At 35.6% G+C, this 17244-nt stretch carries 16 protein-coding genes; 15 read left to right on the top strand and 1 reads right to left on the bottom strand.

The features are described from left to right. Positions 1–44: 44 nt before the first annotated feature. The 7 genes from accD to pruA all read left to right on the top strand — a co-directional run bounded on the left by accD (position 45) and on the right by pruA (position 7929). Positions 45–899 (top strand): acetyl-CoA carboxylase, carboxyltransferase subunit beta, encoded by an 855-nt coding sequence (accD, locus tag B0A58_RS11085; RefSeq protein WP_014083146.1) that lies wholly within the window; start codon positions 45–47, stop codon positions 897–899. Positions 900–1072: 173 nt separating this feature from the next. Further along, positions 1073–3151, top strand: a complete 2079-nt coding sequence (locus B0A58_RS11080; RefSeq protein WP_089081111.1) for a gliding motility protein RemB — start codon at positions 1073–1075, stop codon at positions 3149–3151. A 123-nt stretch (positions 3152–3274) separates the two neighbouring features. Further along, complete coding sequence (locus B0A58_RS11075; RefSeq protein ID WP_089081110.1) at positions 3275–3844, top strand: DUF3109 family protein; 570 nt, start codon at positions 3275–3277, stop codon at positions 3842–3844. A 287-nt stretch (positions 3845–4131) separates the two neighbouring features. Beyond that, complete coding sequence (locus B0A58_RS11070; protein ID WP_089081109.1) at positions 4132–5262, top strand: Mrp/NBP35 family ATP-binding protein; 1131 nt, start codon at positions 4132–4134, stop codon at positions 5260–5262. 9 nt (positions 5263–5271) lie between these two features. Next, on the top strand, positions 5272–5511 hold the full coding sequence (locus B0A58_RS11065) for a NifU family protein (RefSeq protein WP_044032103.1): 240 nt from the start codon (positions 5272–5274) through the stop codon (positions 5509–5511). A gap of 18 nt (positions 5512–5529) precedes the next feature. Continuing rightward, positions 5530–5862 (top strand): 2Fe-2S iron-sulfur cluster-binding family protein, encoded by a 333-nt coding sequence (locus B0A58_RS11060; protein WP_014083151.1) that lies wholly within the window; start codon positions 5530–5532, stop codon positions 5860–5862. Positions 5863–6300: 438 nt separating this feature from the next. Further along, entirely contained in the window at positions 6301–7929 is a 1629-nt protein-coding gene (gene pruA / locus B0A58_RS11055; RefSeq protein ID WP_089081108.1) for an L-glutamate gamma-semialdehyde dehydrogenase, read from the top strand. Positions 7930–8041: 112 nt separating this feature from the next. Here the strand turns inward: pruA and B0A58_RS11050 are convergent, their stop codons facing one another. After that, a complete protein-coding gene (locus B0A58_RS11050) occupies positions 8042–8575 on the bottom strand; it encodes a 3-hydroxyanthranilate 3,4-dioxygenase (RefSeq protein WP_089081107.1) in 534 nt (177 codons plus the stop codon). Between the two features lie 147 nt (positions 8576–8722). Between B0A58_RS11050 and amaB the strand changes: the two genes are divergently transcribed. From amaB to B0A58_RS11010, 8 genes are all read left to right on the top strand, one after another. Continuing rightward, positions 8723–10276: an L-piperidine-6-carboxylate dehydrogenase gene (gene amaB / locus B0A58_RS11045; RefSeq protein ID WP_089081106.1), complete on the top strand. Its 1554-nt coding sequence runs from the start codon at positions 8723–8725 to the stop codon at positions 10274–10276. A gap of 656 nt (positions 10277–10932) precedes the next feature. After that, a complete protein-coding gene (locus tag B0A58_RS11040; RefSeq protein WP_014083155.1) occupies positions 10933–11745 on the top strand; it encodes a MotA/TolQ/ExbB proton channel family protein in 813 nt (270 codons plus the stop codon). A 66-nt stretch (positions 11746–11811) separates the two neighbouring features. Continuing rightward, positions 11812–12426, top strand: a complete 615-nt coding sequence (locus tag B0A58_RS11035; RefSeq protein WP_014083156.1) for an ExbD/TolR family protein — start codon at positions 11812–11814, stop codon at positions 12424–12426. Positions 12427–12445: 19 nt separating this feature from the next. Continuing rightward, positions 12446–13003 (top strand): ExbD/TolR family protein, encoded by a 558-nt coding sequence (locus B0A58_RS11030; RefSeq protein WP_089081105.1) that lies wholly within the window; start codon positions 12446–12448, stop codon positions 13001–13003. A gap of 76 nt (positions 13004–13079) precedes the next feature. After that, on the top strand, positions 13080–13880 hold the full coding sequence (locus B0A58_RS11025; RefSeq protein WP_089081104.1) for an energy transducer TonB: 801 nt from the start codon (positions 13080–13082) through the stop codon (positions 13878–13880). 226 nt (positions 13881–14106) lie between these two features. Beyond that, positions 14107–14232, top strand: coding sequence for a hypothetical protein (locus tag B0A58_RS16980; protein ID WP_260439128.1), 126 nt, complete (start codon positions 14107–14109; stop codon positions 14230–14232). A 313-nt stretch (positions 14233–14545) separates the two neighbouring features. Then, entirely contained in the window at positions 14546–15460 is a 915-nt protein-coding gene (locus B0A58_RS11015; protein ID WP_089081103.1) for a PstS family phosphate ABC transporter substrate-binding protein, read from the top strand. Between the two features lie 5 nt (positions 15461–15465). Further along, a complete protein-coding gene (locus B0A58_RS11010; protein ID WP_089081102.1) occupies positions 15466–17121 on the top strand; it encodes a tetratricopeptide repeat protein in 1656 nt (551 codons plus the stop codon). Positions 17122–17244 lie beyond the last annotated feature (123 nt).

The following is a 17244-nucleotide window of genomic DNA, read 5'->3' as shown; positions in this document are numbered from 1 at the left end:
TTAATATTTTTTAAAATCAATTGTTGCATTGAAATCTGAAAAATATGAGTTGGTTTAAAAGAAAAGAAAAAGGTATTACAACACCTACCGAAGAAAAAAAGGACGTTCCAAAAGGACTTTGGTATAAATCTCCTACCGGAAAAATTATTGATGCCGATGAGTTGGCTCGCAATTTGTGGGTAAGTCCAGAGGACGATTTTCATGTACGAATAGGAAGTGCCGAGTATTTTGAAATATTGTTTGACAATAATACTTTTGTCGAATTGGACAAAAACATCACTTCTAAAGACCCTTTGCATTTTGAAGATACCAAAAAATATGCAGACCGATTAAAAGAAGTAATGAGTAAAACCAACCTAAAAGACGCTGTTCGTACGGCTGTTGGAAAATCAAAAGGTAAAGATTTGGTAATTTGTTGCATGGATTTTGCTTTTATAGGTGGTTCCGTTGGTGCAGTGGTGGGCGAAAAAATATCGAGAGGTATTGATTTTTCAATCAAAAATAACATTCCTTTTTTGATGATTTCAAAATCGGGAGGTGCCAGAATGATGGAGGCCGCATACTCGTTGATGCAATTGGCCAAAACTTCGGCCAAATTAGCACAACTTGCCGATGCTAAAATACCTTATATTTCTTTATGTACCGACCCAACAACGGGTGGAACCACGGCATCTTATGCCATGCTGGGCGACATCAACATCTCGGAACCTGGTGCCTTGATTGGTTTTGCTGGACCAAGAGTGGTAAGAGACACCACAGGAAAAGATTTGCCAGAAGGGTTTCAAACGGCCGAGTTTGTACTCGAACACGGTTTCTTGGATTTTATAACCCCTCGAAAAGAATTGAAAGACAAAATCAATTTGTATATCGATTTGATTCAAAATAACAATATCAGATAAATTTTTCAAATTTAAAATCCCAAAATCGAATTGTTTTGGGATTTTTTTTGTTATTTACAATAAAATTTTAATTTTTAAGTCAACTAAAATTACACCTAAAGTTACCCCCTCAATTTCAAATAAATTAACTACTTTTGAAGCTCCATTTTGTTTTCCAATTTCAATTTATAATAATGCAAAAAGCTTTATTTTTTTATTTTTTATTGACTTCTTTATTTGTTAATTCGCAAATCAATCCTGCTCATAACGAAAGAGCACCTCTTTTTCCTGATTGTAACAACATTCAATCTGGCCAAGACGAGTCCTGTTTTTATCAAAAACTTCAGAATTTTGTTTTCCAAAATTTTAAATTACCAAACGATTTGCCTCAAAATTACAAAGGCGAAATAATTGTGCTTTTTGAGGTTGATAAAATGGGAAAATTTAACATAATTTATACCGACACCGATCAAAAATCATTAGCTACTTCATGCCAACATGTTTTTGAAAAACTACCCATTATTCAGCCCGCAACTTTCAACGGAATGCCTACTTATTCAAAATTCACAATTCGAATTAAAATTCCATTGGAACCTTTCATACCTACTTCTTCAACGCCCAACGCAATCAAACGTCCTTTGAACGAGCTTACAGAATTAGATCAACTATATTTACAAAAATTTGAAAAACCTTTGTATAATAGCCATCTCAACATCCCGTTTTCGCACAGTTATTATGCTCAATTTGAACCCAGTATCAATGCAATTGGACTGAACAACCATACTGCTTCTAAGCCCTATTCGTATCACGAAGTTGCACCCTATTTTGATTTTGATAAAGCATTTAAAGCTATCGAAAAAAAAGCAAGGTCATGGGTTGGTCGTAAATTTTGGAACGAAAACATGGTTCAAATACAAGGTCAAGATTATTGGTTTACTTTGAATCCCGTTTTTGATGTTCAATTAGGTAAAAGTATCGAAAAAAAACCGCAAAACACCTATCAAAATACTAGAGCCATACAGTTGCAAGGGGGGTTGGGGCACAACCTGAATTTTACAACCACCATCTATGAATCTCAAGCCCGATTTGCCGATTATTACAATCAATTAAGTCAAAGTTTGAAACCCGCAGGGGGCAATCCAGCCGTGGTTCCTGGTCTTGGTATTGTAAAAGAATTCGGAACAAATAGTTTTGATATGCCTTCGGCCGATGCCCATTTGAATTTTGTACCTAGTAAGTTTATGGATTTTCAATTAGGTTACGGACGAAATTTTATTGGCGATGGTTACCGCTCTCTTTTAGAGGGAGATGGTAGTAATCCGTATCCTTTTTTTAAAATAAATACTAAATTTTGGAAAATAAAATATACAAATACTTATATGTGGCTCAAAGATGTTCGCAACGAAACGTTGATTGACAAAGCATATTCCACAAAATATATGGCAAATCATTTTTTATCTTGGAATGTTTCCAACCGACTAAACTTGGGGTTTTTTGAATCAGTTGTTTGGTCGAATACAAACGGAAGGGGTTTTGATATTAATTTTGCAAATCCAATTGTTTTTTACCGAACGGTCGAGTTTGCTTCGTCGTCTAAAGCGGGCAATGCCCTTTTAGGGTTTACTGCAAAATATAAATACAACAATAACATTCATTTTTATTCTCAGTTTTTAATAGATGAATTTTCGTTTTCTGAAATCAAAGCAGCTCGAAAAAGTTGGAAAAATAAATGGGGGTATCAATTGGGAGCCAAATATTATAACGCATTTAATATCAATAATTTAACACTTCAGTTAGAGTACAATCATGTGCGTCCTTATGTGTATTCGCATTTGGATCCACTCACAAATTATGGAAATACAAACCTAAGTATGGGGCATCAGTGGGGCGGTAATTTTGAGGAATTAGTTGCCATAGCCCGCTACCATCAGGGCAGGTGGTTTGCAAATGGCCAACTAACAATTGGTAAACGTGGTTTGGATTTTGATACTTCAAACACCAATTATGGTAGCAATATTTATTTGAGTTATCAATCCAATAGGCCTTATAATGAAGGAGTTACAGTTGGTCAAGGTAATAAAACAACCTTGGCTATAGCCCAATTGCAAGCGGGATATTTAATCAACCCAGCTACCAATATCAAATTGTTTGGCCATTTGGTGTATCGAAATTTCAATCCCTTACAAGATAATAGTGCCGCTTTTAAAGACACAACACTTTGGTTTACTTTTGGAATTAGAAGCGATATTTTTAATATGTATTTTGATTATTAAAATAGCGTAGCACAATGGTTTTTAAGAGGAGTTTAAATCAAGTTAGGGCCAAAGATATAGTTTTTAATTACTATACATAAATTATTTCAAATTCTATAAAATTATATAAATTAAATAGTAAAAATGTTTCAATTAGGAAAAACGATAGTTTCAGAAGATATTTTAGAAAAAAAATTTGTTTGCAACCTCTCTGCTTGTCATGGGGCTTGTTGTGTAGATGGCGATGCGGGAGCTCCTTTAAGTGCCGAAGAAACAGAGATATTAGAAGCAATTTACCCAAAAATCAAACCTTTTTTGAGAAAAGAAGGCATTGAAGCTATTGAAAATCAAGGGACTTGGGTAAAAGGAACCGATGGCGATTTAGAAACACCATTGATAGACAACAAAGATTGTGCGTATGTTATTTTTGATGGCAAAACAGCTTTGTGCGGTATAGAACAAGCTTATAATCAAGGGATTGTGTCTTGGAAAAAACCCGTTTCATGCCATTTGTATCCCATTCGAGTAAAAGATTTTACCGAATTTGCTGCCGTAAATTACGACCGTTGGGACATTTGTGATGATGCTTGTACCCTTGGCAACGAACTCGGAATACCTGTTTATCAATTTGTAAAAGAAGCTTTAATCAGACGTTTTGGAGCCGATTGGTATTTTGAATTAGAAAAAGTAGCTGCCGATATGGATTTAAAATAATGGCAACAAAGTTTGAAGGAACCTTGTCAAAGCTACTATTTTTTATTTAAAATCATTTTAAATTAAAATAATCCTAGTATATTTGCATGCGTAAAAGCATTACAATAAAATGTTGTTTAAACAAATGATAAACAATTCGATAAAGGTGATCATTTGCTATTGGGAACAAATGTAAATAGGTAGTACAATCAAATGAATGTAATACCTTTTGCTTATTATTATGAAAAATAATGCCAATAGATACATGCAATAACATGAATAACCAATAAAAATAAATTTTTACTGATATGAAATTAGATAGAAAAGCCATTTTAAAAGCACTTGAAACCATTACAATAGCTGGCGAGGGAAAAAATATGGTAGAAAGCGGTGCCGTAGCCAACGTATTGACTTTTGGCTCGGAAATCGTAGTTGATATTGTATTGAATACACCCGCCATGCACATCAAAAAACGGGCAGAAGACGATATTAGAAAAGTAATTTACGAACAAATTGATGCCCAAGCTCAAGTAAAAGTGAATTTTAAAGTAGAAGTACCCGAAAAAAATGCCGATGGCAATAGCATCAAAGGAAAAGCAATACCAGGTATCAAAAATATTATTGCAGTGGCCTCTGGCAAAGGTGGCGTTGGAAAATCGACGGTTACGGCAAATTTAGCAGTAACTTTAGCCAAAATGGGTTTTAGTGTTGGCATATTAGATGCCGATGTTTATGGGCCTAGCATGCCTATTATGTTTGATGTTGAAAATGAAAAACCCATATCAATAAACATTGATGGCAAATCTAAAATGAAACCCATAGAAAGCTATGAAATAAAATTATTGTCCATAGGTTTTTTTACTTCTCCAAGTCAAGCTGTCATTTGGCGAGGCCCAATGGCTTCAAAAGCACTCAACCAAATGATTTTTGATGCCCACTGGGGCGAATTGGATTTTATGCTTATCGATTTACCTCCTGGCACAGGCGATATTCATTTGTCCATCATGCAGGCCCTGCCTATTACGGGGGCTGTTGTGGTAAGTACTCCGCAAGCTGTAGCCTTGGCCGATGCTAAAAAAGGGGTTGCCATGTTTTTGTCCGATGCCATCAAAGTTCCTGTTTTAGGAATTATTGAAAATATGGCATACTTTACTCCCGAAGAATTGCCCAACAACAAATATTATATTTTTGGACAAGAAGGAGCCAAAAATTTAGCCCTAGATCTTGACGTCCCTTTCCTTGGCGAAGTGCCAATTGTACAATCTATTCGGGAAGCGGGCGACTACGGACGACCTGCCGCTTTACAAACCAACGCCGTGATTGGAACTGTTTTTGAAAACATTACCCGCAAAGTGGTTGCCGAAGTCGTGCGTAGAAACGACAACCTTCCAGCTACCGAGGCCATTAAAATAACCACAATGGCAGGGTGCCAAAATTAATTTTACATGATGACAACCGAAGAATTAACTCAAAAAATTGAAATGGCTCTTGCAGAAATTCGTCCTTTTTTAAATTCAGATGGAGGCGATATTTCCCTTGTTGCTATCGAAGAGGGCAAACATGTAAAAGTCCGTTTAGAAGGGGCGTGCAATTCTTGTAGTGTCAATCAAATGACCATGAAAGCAGGCGTAGAAACCACCATCAAAAAGCATGCTCCTCAAATAGAAACCGTAATCAACATCATATAAACCCAATGTCAAAATTAAATGTCAGCAGATATAACCATTAAAATTACCGACAGAGCAGGTGCCATACACGAAGTACAAGCACCAACAGATATGAACATGAACGTCATGGAACTCGTTCGAATGTATGAACTAGTAGAGGAAGGTACCATTGGTATTTGTGGTGGCATGGCCATGTGTGCCTCTTGTCAATGCTACGTGCTGAACGATATAAATCTTCCAGAAAAAAATGACGATGAAGAAGCCATGCTCTCTGAAGCCCTAAACGTAAAACCAAACAGCCGATTGGGTTGCCAGTTGCACCTTACTCAGGCATTAGAAGGACTCGAAATAGAATTAGCTCCAGAGGAATAAAAATTGCTCTAAATCAAAGCTAGACTCTAAAACTAGGCAACAAATTATACGAAGCCTGTTTTGGGCGTTCCCCAAGGGTTGGGCTATCCGTTGCAAACAACGTTCATTGAACTCCAAAAGAAATTTCATATTGTGAAATAATCATTTTTGATTATCACATTCACAAACTATATTCTTGCAATGCAACACCCCTTTTGGGGGCTGGGCTTCTAAAGGATTTTCACTGCTATCGCTAACGCAAATTGCTGTAAATAATAAAATCTAACCCAAATCAACAACTTCAAAAAAACCAATTGTGTCCTATAAAACCACAATTGGTTTTTTGTGTTTTACTAAAAAAGGGCATAGATATTTATAATTATTTAAAAAACCTTTGTACTTTTGCCTTAAATTTAGCAATTTCAAAAAAATATACCAACCAATAAAAATATAAATACTATGTTAAAAGGATTTTTTAATGTACCAAAGGCGGTAAACGAACCCGTAAAAGCATATACTCCAAATTCTCTCGAAAAAGCAGCCGTTTTAGAAGCATACAAAACCCTGTGGAACAACCCAATAGAAGTGCCACTTTATATTGGATCTCAACAAATTAAAACAGGGCAAACTAAAAATATGGTGCCACCTCACGACCACCAACACATCGTAGGGACTTATCATTTAGCCGAAAAAAAACACATAGACCTTGCCATTCAAACGGCTTTAGAAGCCAAATCAAAATGGGCAAATATGGCATGGGAACAGAGAGCTGCCATTTTCCTAAAAGCGGCAGAGCTCATTGCTGGCCCATACAGGGCCAAAATCAATGCTGCAACCATGATAGCGCAATCTAAAAATGTGTTCCAAGCCGAAATTGATGCCGCTTGCGAATTGATTGATTTCTTGCGTTTTAATGTCGAATTCATGACACAAATTTATAGCGAACAGCCTAAATCAGACAGCACCATGTGGAACAGGCTTGAATACCGCCCACTCGAAGGTTTTGTTTATGCCATAACACCATTCAATTTTACTGCTATTGCCGCAAACCTTCCTGCAAGTGCCGCTATGATGGGCAATGTAGTGGTTTGGAAACCCAGCGACAGCCAAGTTTTTTCTGCAAAAGTAATTATTGATGTTTTTAAAGAGGCAGGTGTGCCAGATGGTGTTATCAATGTTGTTTTTGGCGATGCCCAAATGATCACCCAAACGGTTATCGATAGTCCTGATTTGGCGGGGGTTCATTTTACAGGATCTACTTATGTATTTAAAGAAATATGGAAAAATATAGGCAATAATATTCATAAATATAAAACATACCCACGAATAGTTGGAGAAACGGGTGGCAAAGATTTTATCGTAGCACACCCTTCTGCAAATGTCAAACAAGTAGCCACTGGCATTGTGAGGGGTGCCTTTGAATTTCAGGGTCAAAAATGCTCTGCTGCCTCCAGAGCTTATGTTCCTAAAAGTATGTGGGGCCAACTCCAACAACAACTTATTACGGATGTAAAATCTATGAAAATGGGGTCGCCCGAAGATTTTTCAAATTTCATTACAGCAGTTATCCACGAAGGGTCTTTTGATAAACTGGCAAGTTATATAGAGCAAGCCAAAAAAGACCAAGATGCCGAAATTTTAGTGGGTGGCCATTGCGACAAATCTGTGGGGTATTTTATAGAACCTACTATTATTGTTACTACAAATCCTCATTATACCACCATGCACACTGAGCTTTTTGGGCCAGTGATTACTATTTTTGTTTATGAAGACGACAATTGGCATACAACGTTAAAATTAGTCGATGAAACTTCAGAATATGCTTTAACTGGTGCCATTTTTGCTCAAGACAGATATGCCATTCAAGAAGCAACAACTGCACTACAAAATGCAGCGGGTAATTTTTACATCAACGACAAGCCAACGGGTGCCATTGTTGGCATGCAGCCTTTTGGTGGTGCAAGAGCCTCTGGTACCAATGACAAAGCAGGGTCGGCACTCAATTTGTTAAGATGGGTTTCGCCTCGTACCATCAAAGAAACTTTCATTACTCCCGAAAATTATCGTTATCCATTTTTAGGAGAATAAACCCAGTTCCTATTTGATGGAATGTCATTTTTTATCAAATGAATATATTTATATAAAACAAACCTCAATGATTTTATCAAATTGTTGAGGTTTGTTTATGTTTGTCTAATGTCTATTTACTAACAAACCTTTCGTCTGTAGCCATCTCCTTTCCACAATGCTTACAAGTTCTTAAACTTTGAGAACTGTAAAAATCATGGAAATGTTTTAGAAAATCTTTTTCAATATTATGTAATTCAAAATAAACAGCGTGCAATGGATGATTACAAGACTCACAAAACCACAATAAACCATCCTTGTAGCCTTTGCCCGCCCGTTTTCTTTCAATTACCAAACCAATGGAGTTTTCAGATCGGCAGGGCGAATGGGGAATTTTTGCGGGATTCAAATACAGATCTCCTGGCCCTAAAATCATTTCTTTCCTCAAGCCATCTTCCTGTATGGCGACCGTTATTGTGCCTTCTAGCTGATAAAACAACTCTTCGGTTTCATTATAATGATAATCTTTCCGAGCATTTGGGCCTGCCACAACCATCACAATATAATCTTCAGATTCAATATACAAATTTTTATTCCCAACGGGTGGTTTTAGTAAATGACGATGGTCTGTTAGCCATTGATTCAAATTAAAAGGTTTTGCAATCATAAGGGTTTCATTTTTTTGGGCTAATTTATGATTTTCAACCTTAAAATATTAAAAAATTATTAAAAAAAGCAGCTACTAAAGCGGCTAACATTAGTTTTTTTTATATCTTCGCATTAAAATATAACAATTATATATAAAAATGTTACAATGACAACAATCGCTCCTACTTTTCAAATGCCCGAAGCGTTAGCCCAATTAGGCATAAAGGACCAAAATTATGGTACTTCAACAGGTCGTAATCAATTTACAGCAGGCAAAGCTATTCCAAGTTATTCACCCGTAGATGGACAGTTCATTGGGTCCGTGTATGCTACAACGCCAGACGAATATCAAACAGTGATGCAAACTGCAGCCTTGGCTTTTCAAACTTTTAGACTGATGCCTGCTCCTCAACGTGGAGAAATAGTCAGACAATTTGGCGACAAATTGCGTCAAAAAAAAGAAGCTTTGGGCAAATTGGTTTCTTATGAAATGGGAAAATCTCTACAAGAAGGCTATGGAGAGGTACAGGAAATGATAGATATTTGCGATTTTGCCGTTGGACTTTCTCGACAGTTACATGGTTTAACCATGCACTCCGAACGTCCAGGACACCGCATGTACGAGCAATACCATTCACTAGGAATTGTAGGTATTATTTCGGCTTTCAATTTTCCAGTAGCTGTTTGGGCTTGGAACACTGCATTAGCATGGATTTGTGGCGATGTTTGTGTTTGGAAACCTTCCGAAAAAACACCTCTTTGCTCGGTTGCTTGTCAAAATATTATTGCCGAAGTAATCAAAGAAAACAATTTACCCGAAGGCATATCTTGTTTAATCAATGGTGATTACCAAGTAGGGGAGTGGCTAACTCAAGACACCCGTGTACCACTTATTTCTGCAACAGGCTCTACTCGAATGGGAAAAATGGTTGCTCAAACGGTAGCGGCTCGATTAGGAAAATCACTTTTAGAACTAGGTGGCAACAATGCCATTATTGTAACCCCCGATGCCGATATAAAAATGACTGTAATTGGAGCCGTTTTTGGTGCCGTTGGAACTGCAGGACAGCGTTGTACCTCTACAAGAAGACTTATTATTCACGAAAGTATATATGACAAGGTGAAAGAGGCCTTGGTTGCGGCCTATCAACAACTAAAAATCGGAAACCCATTAGACGAAAAAAACCATGTTGGACCACTTATTGATGTGCATGCGGTAGCTCAATATCAAAAAGCATTATCAGACGTTGTGGCACATGGAGGCAAATTGCTTGTAGCTGGAGGTGTGTTGTCGGGCGAGGGTTTTGAAAGCGGTTGCTATGTCAAACCAGCCATTGCTGAAGCATCAAACGATTTGGATATTGTACAACACGAAACTTTTGCACCAGTATTGTATTTATTGTCCTACACGGGCGACATCCATCAAGCAATAGCCATTCAAAATGGAGTTGCACAAGGGTTATCATCAGCAATTATGACCAATAGTTTGCGTGAAGCCGAAACATTTTTGTCTGTGGCAGGTTCAGATTGTGGTATTGCAAACGTTAATATTGGAACTTCTGGAGCTGAAATTGGCGGTGCTTTTGGTGGCGAAAAAGAAACAGGTGGCGGTAGAGAAAGCGGTTCCGATGCTTGGAAAGTCTATATGAGAAGACAAACAAACACCATCAATTATACAACAAGTTTGCCCCTTGCTCAAGGAATTAAATTTGATTTATAAACAAATATAAAGTCATTATGTAAAAACGACACTATGAATAATTTCATAGCTGTCGTTTTTTTTATTTCTTTTTGCTAAAAATAAAACGAAGAATTTGTTAAATTGATGAACAAATAAGCAATTCAAACGGTTAAAGTTGTATGAAAAACCCCTTTGTTTTTAGAACGTAAATCAAATAAAATAAAAAAACAAATTCCCAATAGATGAAATAAAAAACTAGAATAAAAAAAATATATTTGAATGTGTTTTTTCGATCAAAAGTCAAAACCTCGCTTTTTGATGTTTTTTTTAAACAGAAAATGACTACCCTTTTAAAAAATCGCACCCTTTGTAGTGTTCAAAAACAATAAAAATCAACGATTGTTTCAAAAAAAAACAAAAAATTTATAAAAAGCAATAAAATTATATTATTTTCATTTTTTTTGCGTTATTATACAAAATCTTTATCAAATTATCGAAAACGTTTGATTTAATAAATATAATTTCAATAAAAATTAACAATAAAAAAACAGATTTTTCGTTAAAACAATAGATTTTCAGTAATTAAATCAAAAAAAGTTTTTTTATTTCAACTAAAAAATTAAATTTGTCCTAACAAGTTTAATAACAACTAAAACTAATAAAAATTATTTAAAACTATTTAAAATTTAAAAAAGATGGCAAACGTTAAAAAAGAAAACGGTTCAAACGGAGGAGGAATGGTTACAGGTTTAATCATTTTAGGATGTATTTTTGTAGGATGGCTTGTATGGCAATTCATTATGGGTAATGGTTCAAACTTTGAAGGAGGAGTAAACACAGGACACCCACTACCAGGAAACTATTTAGCAATGGTTTACAAAGGAGGGCCTATCGTACCAGTACTTTTAGGATGTCTTTTAATGGTAATTACTTTTTCAATTGAGCGTTTCATGGTTATTACTAAAGCTGCTGGAACAGGAAGCATTGACAAATTCATGAAAACAGTTCAAGGAAACATTACAAGTGGCGATATCGAAACAGCTATCAGCACTTGCGACAAACAAAAAGGTTCTGTTGCCAATGCAATCAAATCTGCCTTAGTAAAATACCAAGAAGTGAGAAAAGAAGGTTTGGATAGCGAAGCTGCTGCTGAAACAATACACAAAGAAATTGAAGAAGCTACATCTTTAGAAATGCCAATGTTAGAAAAACACATGACTATTCTTTCTACATTAGTATCTTTAGGAACACTTGCAGGATTACTTGGAACAGTAACAGGGATGATTAAAGCGTTTGGTGCTTTGGCTTCTTCTGGAACACCAGACCAAGCGATGTTGGCAAACGGTATTTCTGAAGCCTTGATCAATACTGCAACAGGTATCTCTACATCTGCTTTGGCTATTATTATGTACAACTTGTTTACTTCAAAAATTGATACTTTAACATATTCAATCGACGAAGCTGGTGCAACTATCGTAAATACTTACAGAAGAATTTCTAAAAAATAATACTAATTTTTTTGATTTATCGAAAATAACGTTTCGATAAATCAAAAATTTTAAAACACAAAATTAATGGCTAAAGTAAAAATGTCCAAAAAAGCAGCATCTATTGATATGACTGCAATGTGTGATGTGGCTTTCCTTTTGCTTACGTTCTTTATCCTTACAGCAACTGCCAAACAACAAGAGGCACTTACTGTTGATGCTCCATCTTCTACGGTTCAAACTAAATTGCCAGAAAACGATTTGGCAACACTTACCGTTGGAAAAGGAAAAGTATTTTTTGGAGTTACAGGACGTGAAGTTAGAAAGCGTACATTAGAATTGATGGCTGAAAAATATGGAGTTACTTTTACTCCAGAAGAATACAAACAATTTTCTTTGATTGAAACTTTTGGAACACCTGTTGAAGGATTGAAAAGTCTTTTAGCAATGAAAAACTCCGATAGAAATAAAGAAGGTGTACAGCCAGGTATCCCAAAAGATTCAACTAATAACCAGTTGAAAGAATGGATTTATAATGCACGTGTTGCTACTAAAGAGCTTGATGACAAACCATTGGCAGTAGCCATTAAAGGCGATGCCAAACAAGAATATCCACAAGTAAAAAAAATTATGGATATTTTGCAAGACCAAAACATCAACAACTTTAATCTAGTAACAGGTTTAAGAGGAAAAGATTTTTAATTAAAAAAAAGAGACTAAAATGGCTGAATTAAATACTGGCGACGACAGTGGCAAAGGTGGCAAAGTAAGGAGTAAAAAATCAAACTCCAAAGTCGATTTAACGGCAATGGTAGATTTGGCTTTCCTTTTGATTACCTTCTTTATGCTTACTACTTCGTTGTCTAAACCGCAATCTATGGATTTGGCTTTGCCTGATAAAAATGACAAGCCTGAAATAAAGGAAAAGAAAACTTTAGTAGATGAAAACCGTACAATGACCATCATGTTGGGCGAAAACGGCAAGTTGAAATGGTATATGGGCTTTGTGGACAAACCATTGGCAGGACCAAAAGATGTGGTATATGGCAAAGAAGGCATCCGAAAAGCAATTATCGAAAGAAAAAAAGTAGTTTTGGATTATTCTACTGCAAAAGGAAAACCAACAGAGGGAATCATTGTCATCATCAAGCCTGGAAAAAAATCAACGTATAGAAATTTAGTTGATATTTTAGATGAAATGGCTATTAACAAAGTGGAAACGTATGCCATTGTTGATGAATTTACACCAGAAGAAACAAAAGTATTAGAAGGTAAATAAACAGGGTTTATGAATCTTTAGTCCATCCAAATTTTTTGTAAATTAAATTTTGATGGGCTAAAAAAATAAAATAGATATGAAATTAGATTTATTTAAAAAACAATGGCTCGATGTAGTTTTTGAGGGTCGTAACAAAAGTTACGGTGCTTATGACTTGCGTACCAAAAGCCCAAAAACAACAGCCATTGCGTTGTTGTGTGGTGCGGCTTTGTTCAGTTTTGCAGTGGCAGCTCCTGGACTTTTGGGCGATTTGTTTGATGGATTGGCTAAAGAAGACGATACCATCGACCAAAAAATTACTACGGTAAAATTACCGCCAAAAGAAAAACCAAAAGAGGCTTTGCCACCACCACCGCCACCGCCACCACCAGTTCAGGATCAAGTAAAATTTGTGAAACCAGAAGTGGCCAAAGCAGAAGAGGTAACTGAAAATCCTCCAAAAATAGAGGAAATCAAAAACAAACAAACAGGTGCCGAAACAATCAAAGGTGATCCAGATGCTCCAATTACTATTGAAGCTCCAGGAAACGGAGATACTAAAGTAGTAGAAGCAGAACCAGAAATTTTGTACAACTCTGCAGGTATCGAGGTAAAACCTGATTTCCCTGGAGGAATTGAAAAATTCTATAAGTTTGTTGGTAATAACTTTCAAGTTCCTGATGAAGAAGGACTAAAAGGAAAAGTGTATGTGTCTTTTGTTGTTGAAAAAGATGGTTCTTTAACAGACATTAAAGTGTTGAGAGACATTGGATTTGGAACAGGAGCCGAGGCTATTAGAGTGTTGAAAAAATGTCCAAAATGGGCACCAGGAGAACAAAACGGTAAAAAAGTAAGATGTACTTACCAATTGCCAATTAGTATTCAAGCACCAGAATAATGTTTACAAAAATAGTTGAAACTATAGGGAAGAAATCGCCAAAAGAGCGGTTTCTTCTCGTTATAGGAATTTTGTTTTTTTTAATCTATCTGATTTTAGGATTGGTAGTCATTTTTTGGAAAGCACTTCCCATCAATATGCCAACCAATTATAGAACCGCTTTTGGAATCGTACTTATTGTTTATGCGTTTACAAGATTAATTAGGTTTTTTAAGGATTAATCAATTTGAAATCAGCAACAAAACCTGAAAGTCGAAAAGTAGCAGATACAGGGTGGATTTATGGATATAAACCTGAATCAAAAAAGTTGAAAGACAAAAGTCATGATCAAGAGTTGAAGGAAGTAGGCTAAGACTAGATTCTATTGCATGCAGCATTTTGCTTTAGGAATAGCAGTGGGAATCCTTTAGAAGCCCCCCAGCCCCCAAAAGGGGTGTTGTATTGCAAGAATATAGTTTCTGAATGTGATAATCAAAAAAGATTATTTCACAATATTTCACTTCTTTTGGAGTTCAACGAACGTTGTTTGAAACGGAAAGCCCGACCCCTTGTGGGTAACGCCCAAAACGTGCTACATCTATGGGGTGTTTTACTTGGAATTTAGCATAAGGATAATGCTTTGTTTTTTCGATACAATTTGAGATGAACCTAATAAAATATAAAAAATGAAAATCTTTAGTAAAATAATTGTAGCGTTGTTGGTTTTGAGTCTTTTGTATTTTTGCAATCAAAAGGGGCAAGATGAGCAAACAATTTTAAAAGGAAAAGTGTCTATTTTGGTGGACGAATCTATTTTGCCAATTGTGGAAGATCAGGTTCAGGTTTTTGAAAGTGATTATGATGCCAAAATTACATTAGTCCCAAAATCGGAAGCTGAAGTTTTGCGGGCTTTTTTTAAAGACACCATGCAAGTGGCTGTTTTGACTAGAAAATTAACCCCACTAGAAACGAATGTTTTTATCAATAAAAAAATCACACCCAAAGTAACGCCATTTGCAACAGATGCCATTGCATTAATAGGCAATAAAAATAACAACGACACCCTGATTGCACTTCAAGATGTTATTGATTTTATGAAAGGCATTTCAAAAAAAAATATTAAAGGATTGGTTTTTGACAATCCAAATTCAAGTTCATTGCGGTATTTTAATGAATTAGCAGGACTTCAAAGCACCCCAGATAAAGGTGTGTTTTCATTTAAAACAAACGAAGAAGTTATTAAATATGTTTCGGAAAACAGCGGCATCATTGGTGTAGTAGGCGTCAATTGGCTAGTAGAACCCACCGCAAATATCGAAAAATATAAAGAGCATATACGGGTATTGAGTGTAAAGGGTTTGAAAACGTCGGGCTATTATTTGCCAACTCAAAATAATATTGCAGAGCATACCTATCCTTTGGCACGAGATTTGTATATTATCAATTGTCAAGGATTTTCGGGGCTTGGTATGGGTTTTGCTTCATTTATGACGGGTGAACGTGGCCAACGTATCATATTAAAATCAGGCCTATTACCTTGGAAAATCCCAACTCGAAATATCTCTGTCAGAAAAACAATTAACAACGATAAAAAAGAATAATTACGATGAACAAATTTAAAATTTTTACCATAGCATGTGTAGCAACAGCTACTTATGGACAAGCACAAGAATTGGATCCAGCTAAAAGAGCTATCGATGCAGAACAATTTGAAAAAGCAAAATCTTTATTGAAAAGCTATGTTCAAACCAAACCTTCAAATGGAGAGGCTACATTTTTGTTGGGGAATATTTATTTGAATCAAAATTTACAAGATTCGGCTAAAATTTATTTTCAAAAAGGATTAGAGGCCAAAGATTTTAAACATTACAACAACATTGGACTAGGTCAAATAGATTTAGACAATGGCAATACTGTTGGGGTACAAAATAATTTTGGTGTAGCAACCAATGCTGCTCGTAAGAAAGATACGCAAGAAATGGTTTTTATAGCAAGAGCATATATGAATGCCGAAAAACCAGATTATAAGAGTGCAATTGCTATTTTGAATCGGGCAAAAGCAATCAATTATCAAGATGCTCAAGTAAATTTAGCCTTGGGAGACGCTTTTTATGGAGACAAAAATCAAAGCGACTCTTATGCCGCATATAGAACAGCAGTGGCAACAGATCCTAATTTGTTGAGAGCCAAAATGCAAATGGGGGTTTTGTTGAAAGGAGCAAAAGCTTTTCCAGAAGCAGATAGAGAGTACAACAATGTATTGGCTCAAGATCCAAATTATGGCCCAGTATATAGAGAATTAGCTGAAACCTATTATTTATGGGGAAACAAAGAAGCTGCAAAATATCAAGAATATACTCAAAAAGCATTAGGATTGTATGAAAAATACATGTCATTGACGGATTATTCTTTGAACTCGAGAATGAGACATGCAGATTTTTTAATTTTGGCAAAAGATTATAAAGCATTAGAAGTTGAGGCCGAAAAAATGAAACAATTGGATAAAGTAAATCCTAGAATTTTACGTTATTTGGGTTATGCAGCATATCAAAATGGTAATATTGACACCTCTATCAAATCATTAGAAGATTACCTTGCCAATCCAGCTACCAAAAAAATTGCTAGAGACTACTATTTTTTAGGACTTGCCAAATTGAAAAAAGCAACAGGAACAGATAACAAAATAGCAGACCAAGCAAAGTTTGACGAAGCATTGGTGAGCATCAAAAAAGCACTAGAAGTAGATCCAAAAATTGCAGAAGAATTGAATGAAATAGGAAGTGGGTTGTTTAAACAAAAAAGTTATGCACAAGCTGCTAGCATTTTTGAATTGGCCGCATCAAACAAAGACGAAAAAAATTATTTGATGGACAATTTTTATTTAGGCTATGCCATTTATTATGGTTATGACAAAACCAAACCCAATGTTGCCGAATTGACAAAAGCCGATACAGCATTTGCCAATGTTATTTCAGTGTCGCCCACTACACAAGATGCCTTTTTATTTAAAGCCAGAATCAATGACTTGATGGAAAAAGACGATATCATGGCAAAAGATTATCAATCGTATTTAGATTTGGTGTCGGCAAAAGGAACCGAAGAAGTTACCAAACAAAAAACAAAAGTTGTAGAGGCTTATAACCATATTGGGGCTTTTTATGCCAATACAGATAAAGCCAAAGCCAAAGAATTTTTTGGAAAATCCATTGCAATCGACCCAGCAAATACTTATGCAAATGATTCAATGAAGCAATTGAAATAGTATTTTAGATAAATAAAAAAAAACCGATAATATTTGTTATCGGTTTTTTGCTTTTTAGGATATTTTTTAACGTGCAACAGGTCCTTTTTTATACCATGAGCGTTATACCAAATGTATTTATAA

This window comes from Flavobacterium branchiophilum NBRC 15030 = ATCC 35035 (genome assembly GCF_002217205.1).
In the GTDB taxonomy this organism is placed as follows: domain Bacteria; phylum Bacteroidota; class Bacteroidia; order Flavobacteriales; family Flavobacteriaceae; genus Flavobacterium; species Flavobacterium branchiophilum.
The sequence above is the reverse complement of the archived record's forward strand: the minus strand, read 5'-3'. Positions and strand labels throughout refer to the sequence as shown.

Coding starts and splice junctions, on each gene's coding strand:
- accD (WP_014083146.1), top strand. CDS start 45: ATGAGTTGGTTTAAAAGAAAAGAAAAAGGTATTACAACACCTACCGAA.
- B0A58_RS11080 (WP_089081111.1), top strand. CDS start 1,073: ATGCAAAAAGCTTTATTTTTTTATTTTTTATTGACTTCTTTATTTGTT.
- B0A58_RS11075 (WP_089081110.1), top strand. CDS start 3,275: ATGTTTCAATTAGGAAAAACGATAGTTTCAGAAGATATTTTAGAAAAA.
- B0A58_RS11070 (WP_089081109.1), top strand. CDS start 4,132: ATGAAATTAGATAGAAAAGCCATTTTAAAAGCACTTGAAACCATTACA.
- B0A58_RS11065 (WP_044032103.1), top strand. CDS start 5,272: ATGACAACCGAAGAATTAACTCAAAAAATTGAAATGGCTCTTGCAGAA.
- B0A58_RS11060 (WP_014083151.1), top strand. CDS start 5,530: ATGTCAGCAGATATAACCATTAAAATTACCGACAGAGCAGGTGCCATA.
- pruA (WP_089081108.1), top strand. CDS start 6,301: ATGTTAAAAGGATTTTTTAATGTACCAAAGGCGGTAAACGAACCCGTA.
- B0A58_RS11050 (WP_089081107.1), bottom strand. CDS start 8,575: ATGATTGCAAAACCTTTTAATTTGAATCAATGGCTAACAGACCATCGT.
- amaB (WP_089081106.1), top strand. CDS start 8,723: ATGACAACAATCGCTCCTACTTTTCAAATGCCCGAAGCGTTAGCCCAA.
- B0A58_RS11040 (WP_014083155.1), top strand. CDS start 10,933: ATGGCAAACGTTAAAAAAGAAAACGGTTCAAACGGAGGAGGAATGGTT.
- B0A58_RS11035 (WP_014083156.1), top strand. CDS start 11,812: ATGGCTAAAGTAAAAATGTCCAAAAAAGCAGCATCTATTGATATGACT.
- B0A58_RS11030 (WP_089081105.1), top strand. CDS start 12,446: ATGGCTGAATTAAATACTGGCGACGACAGTGGCAAAGGTGGCAAAGTA.
- B0A58_RS11025 (WP_089081104.1), top strand. CDS start 13,080: ATGAAATTAGATTTATTTAAAAAACAATGGCTCGATGTAGTTTTTGAG.
- B0A58_RS11015 (WP_089081103.1), top strand. CDS start 14,546: ATGAAAATCTTTAGTAAAATAATTGTAGCGTTGTTGGTTTTGAGTCTT.
- B0A58_RS11010 (WP_089081102.1), top strand. CDS start 15,466: ATGAACAAATTTAAAATTTTTACCATAGCATGTGTAGCAACAGCTACT.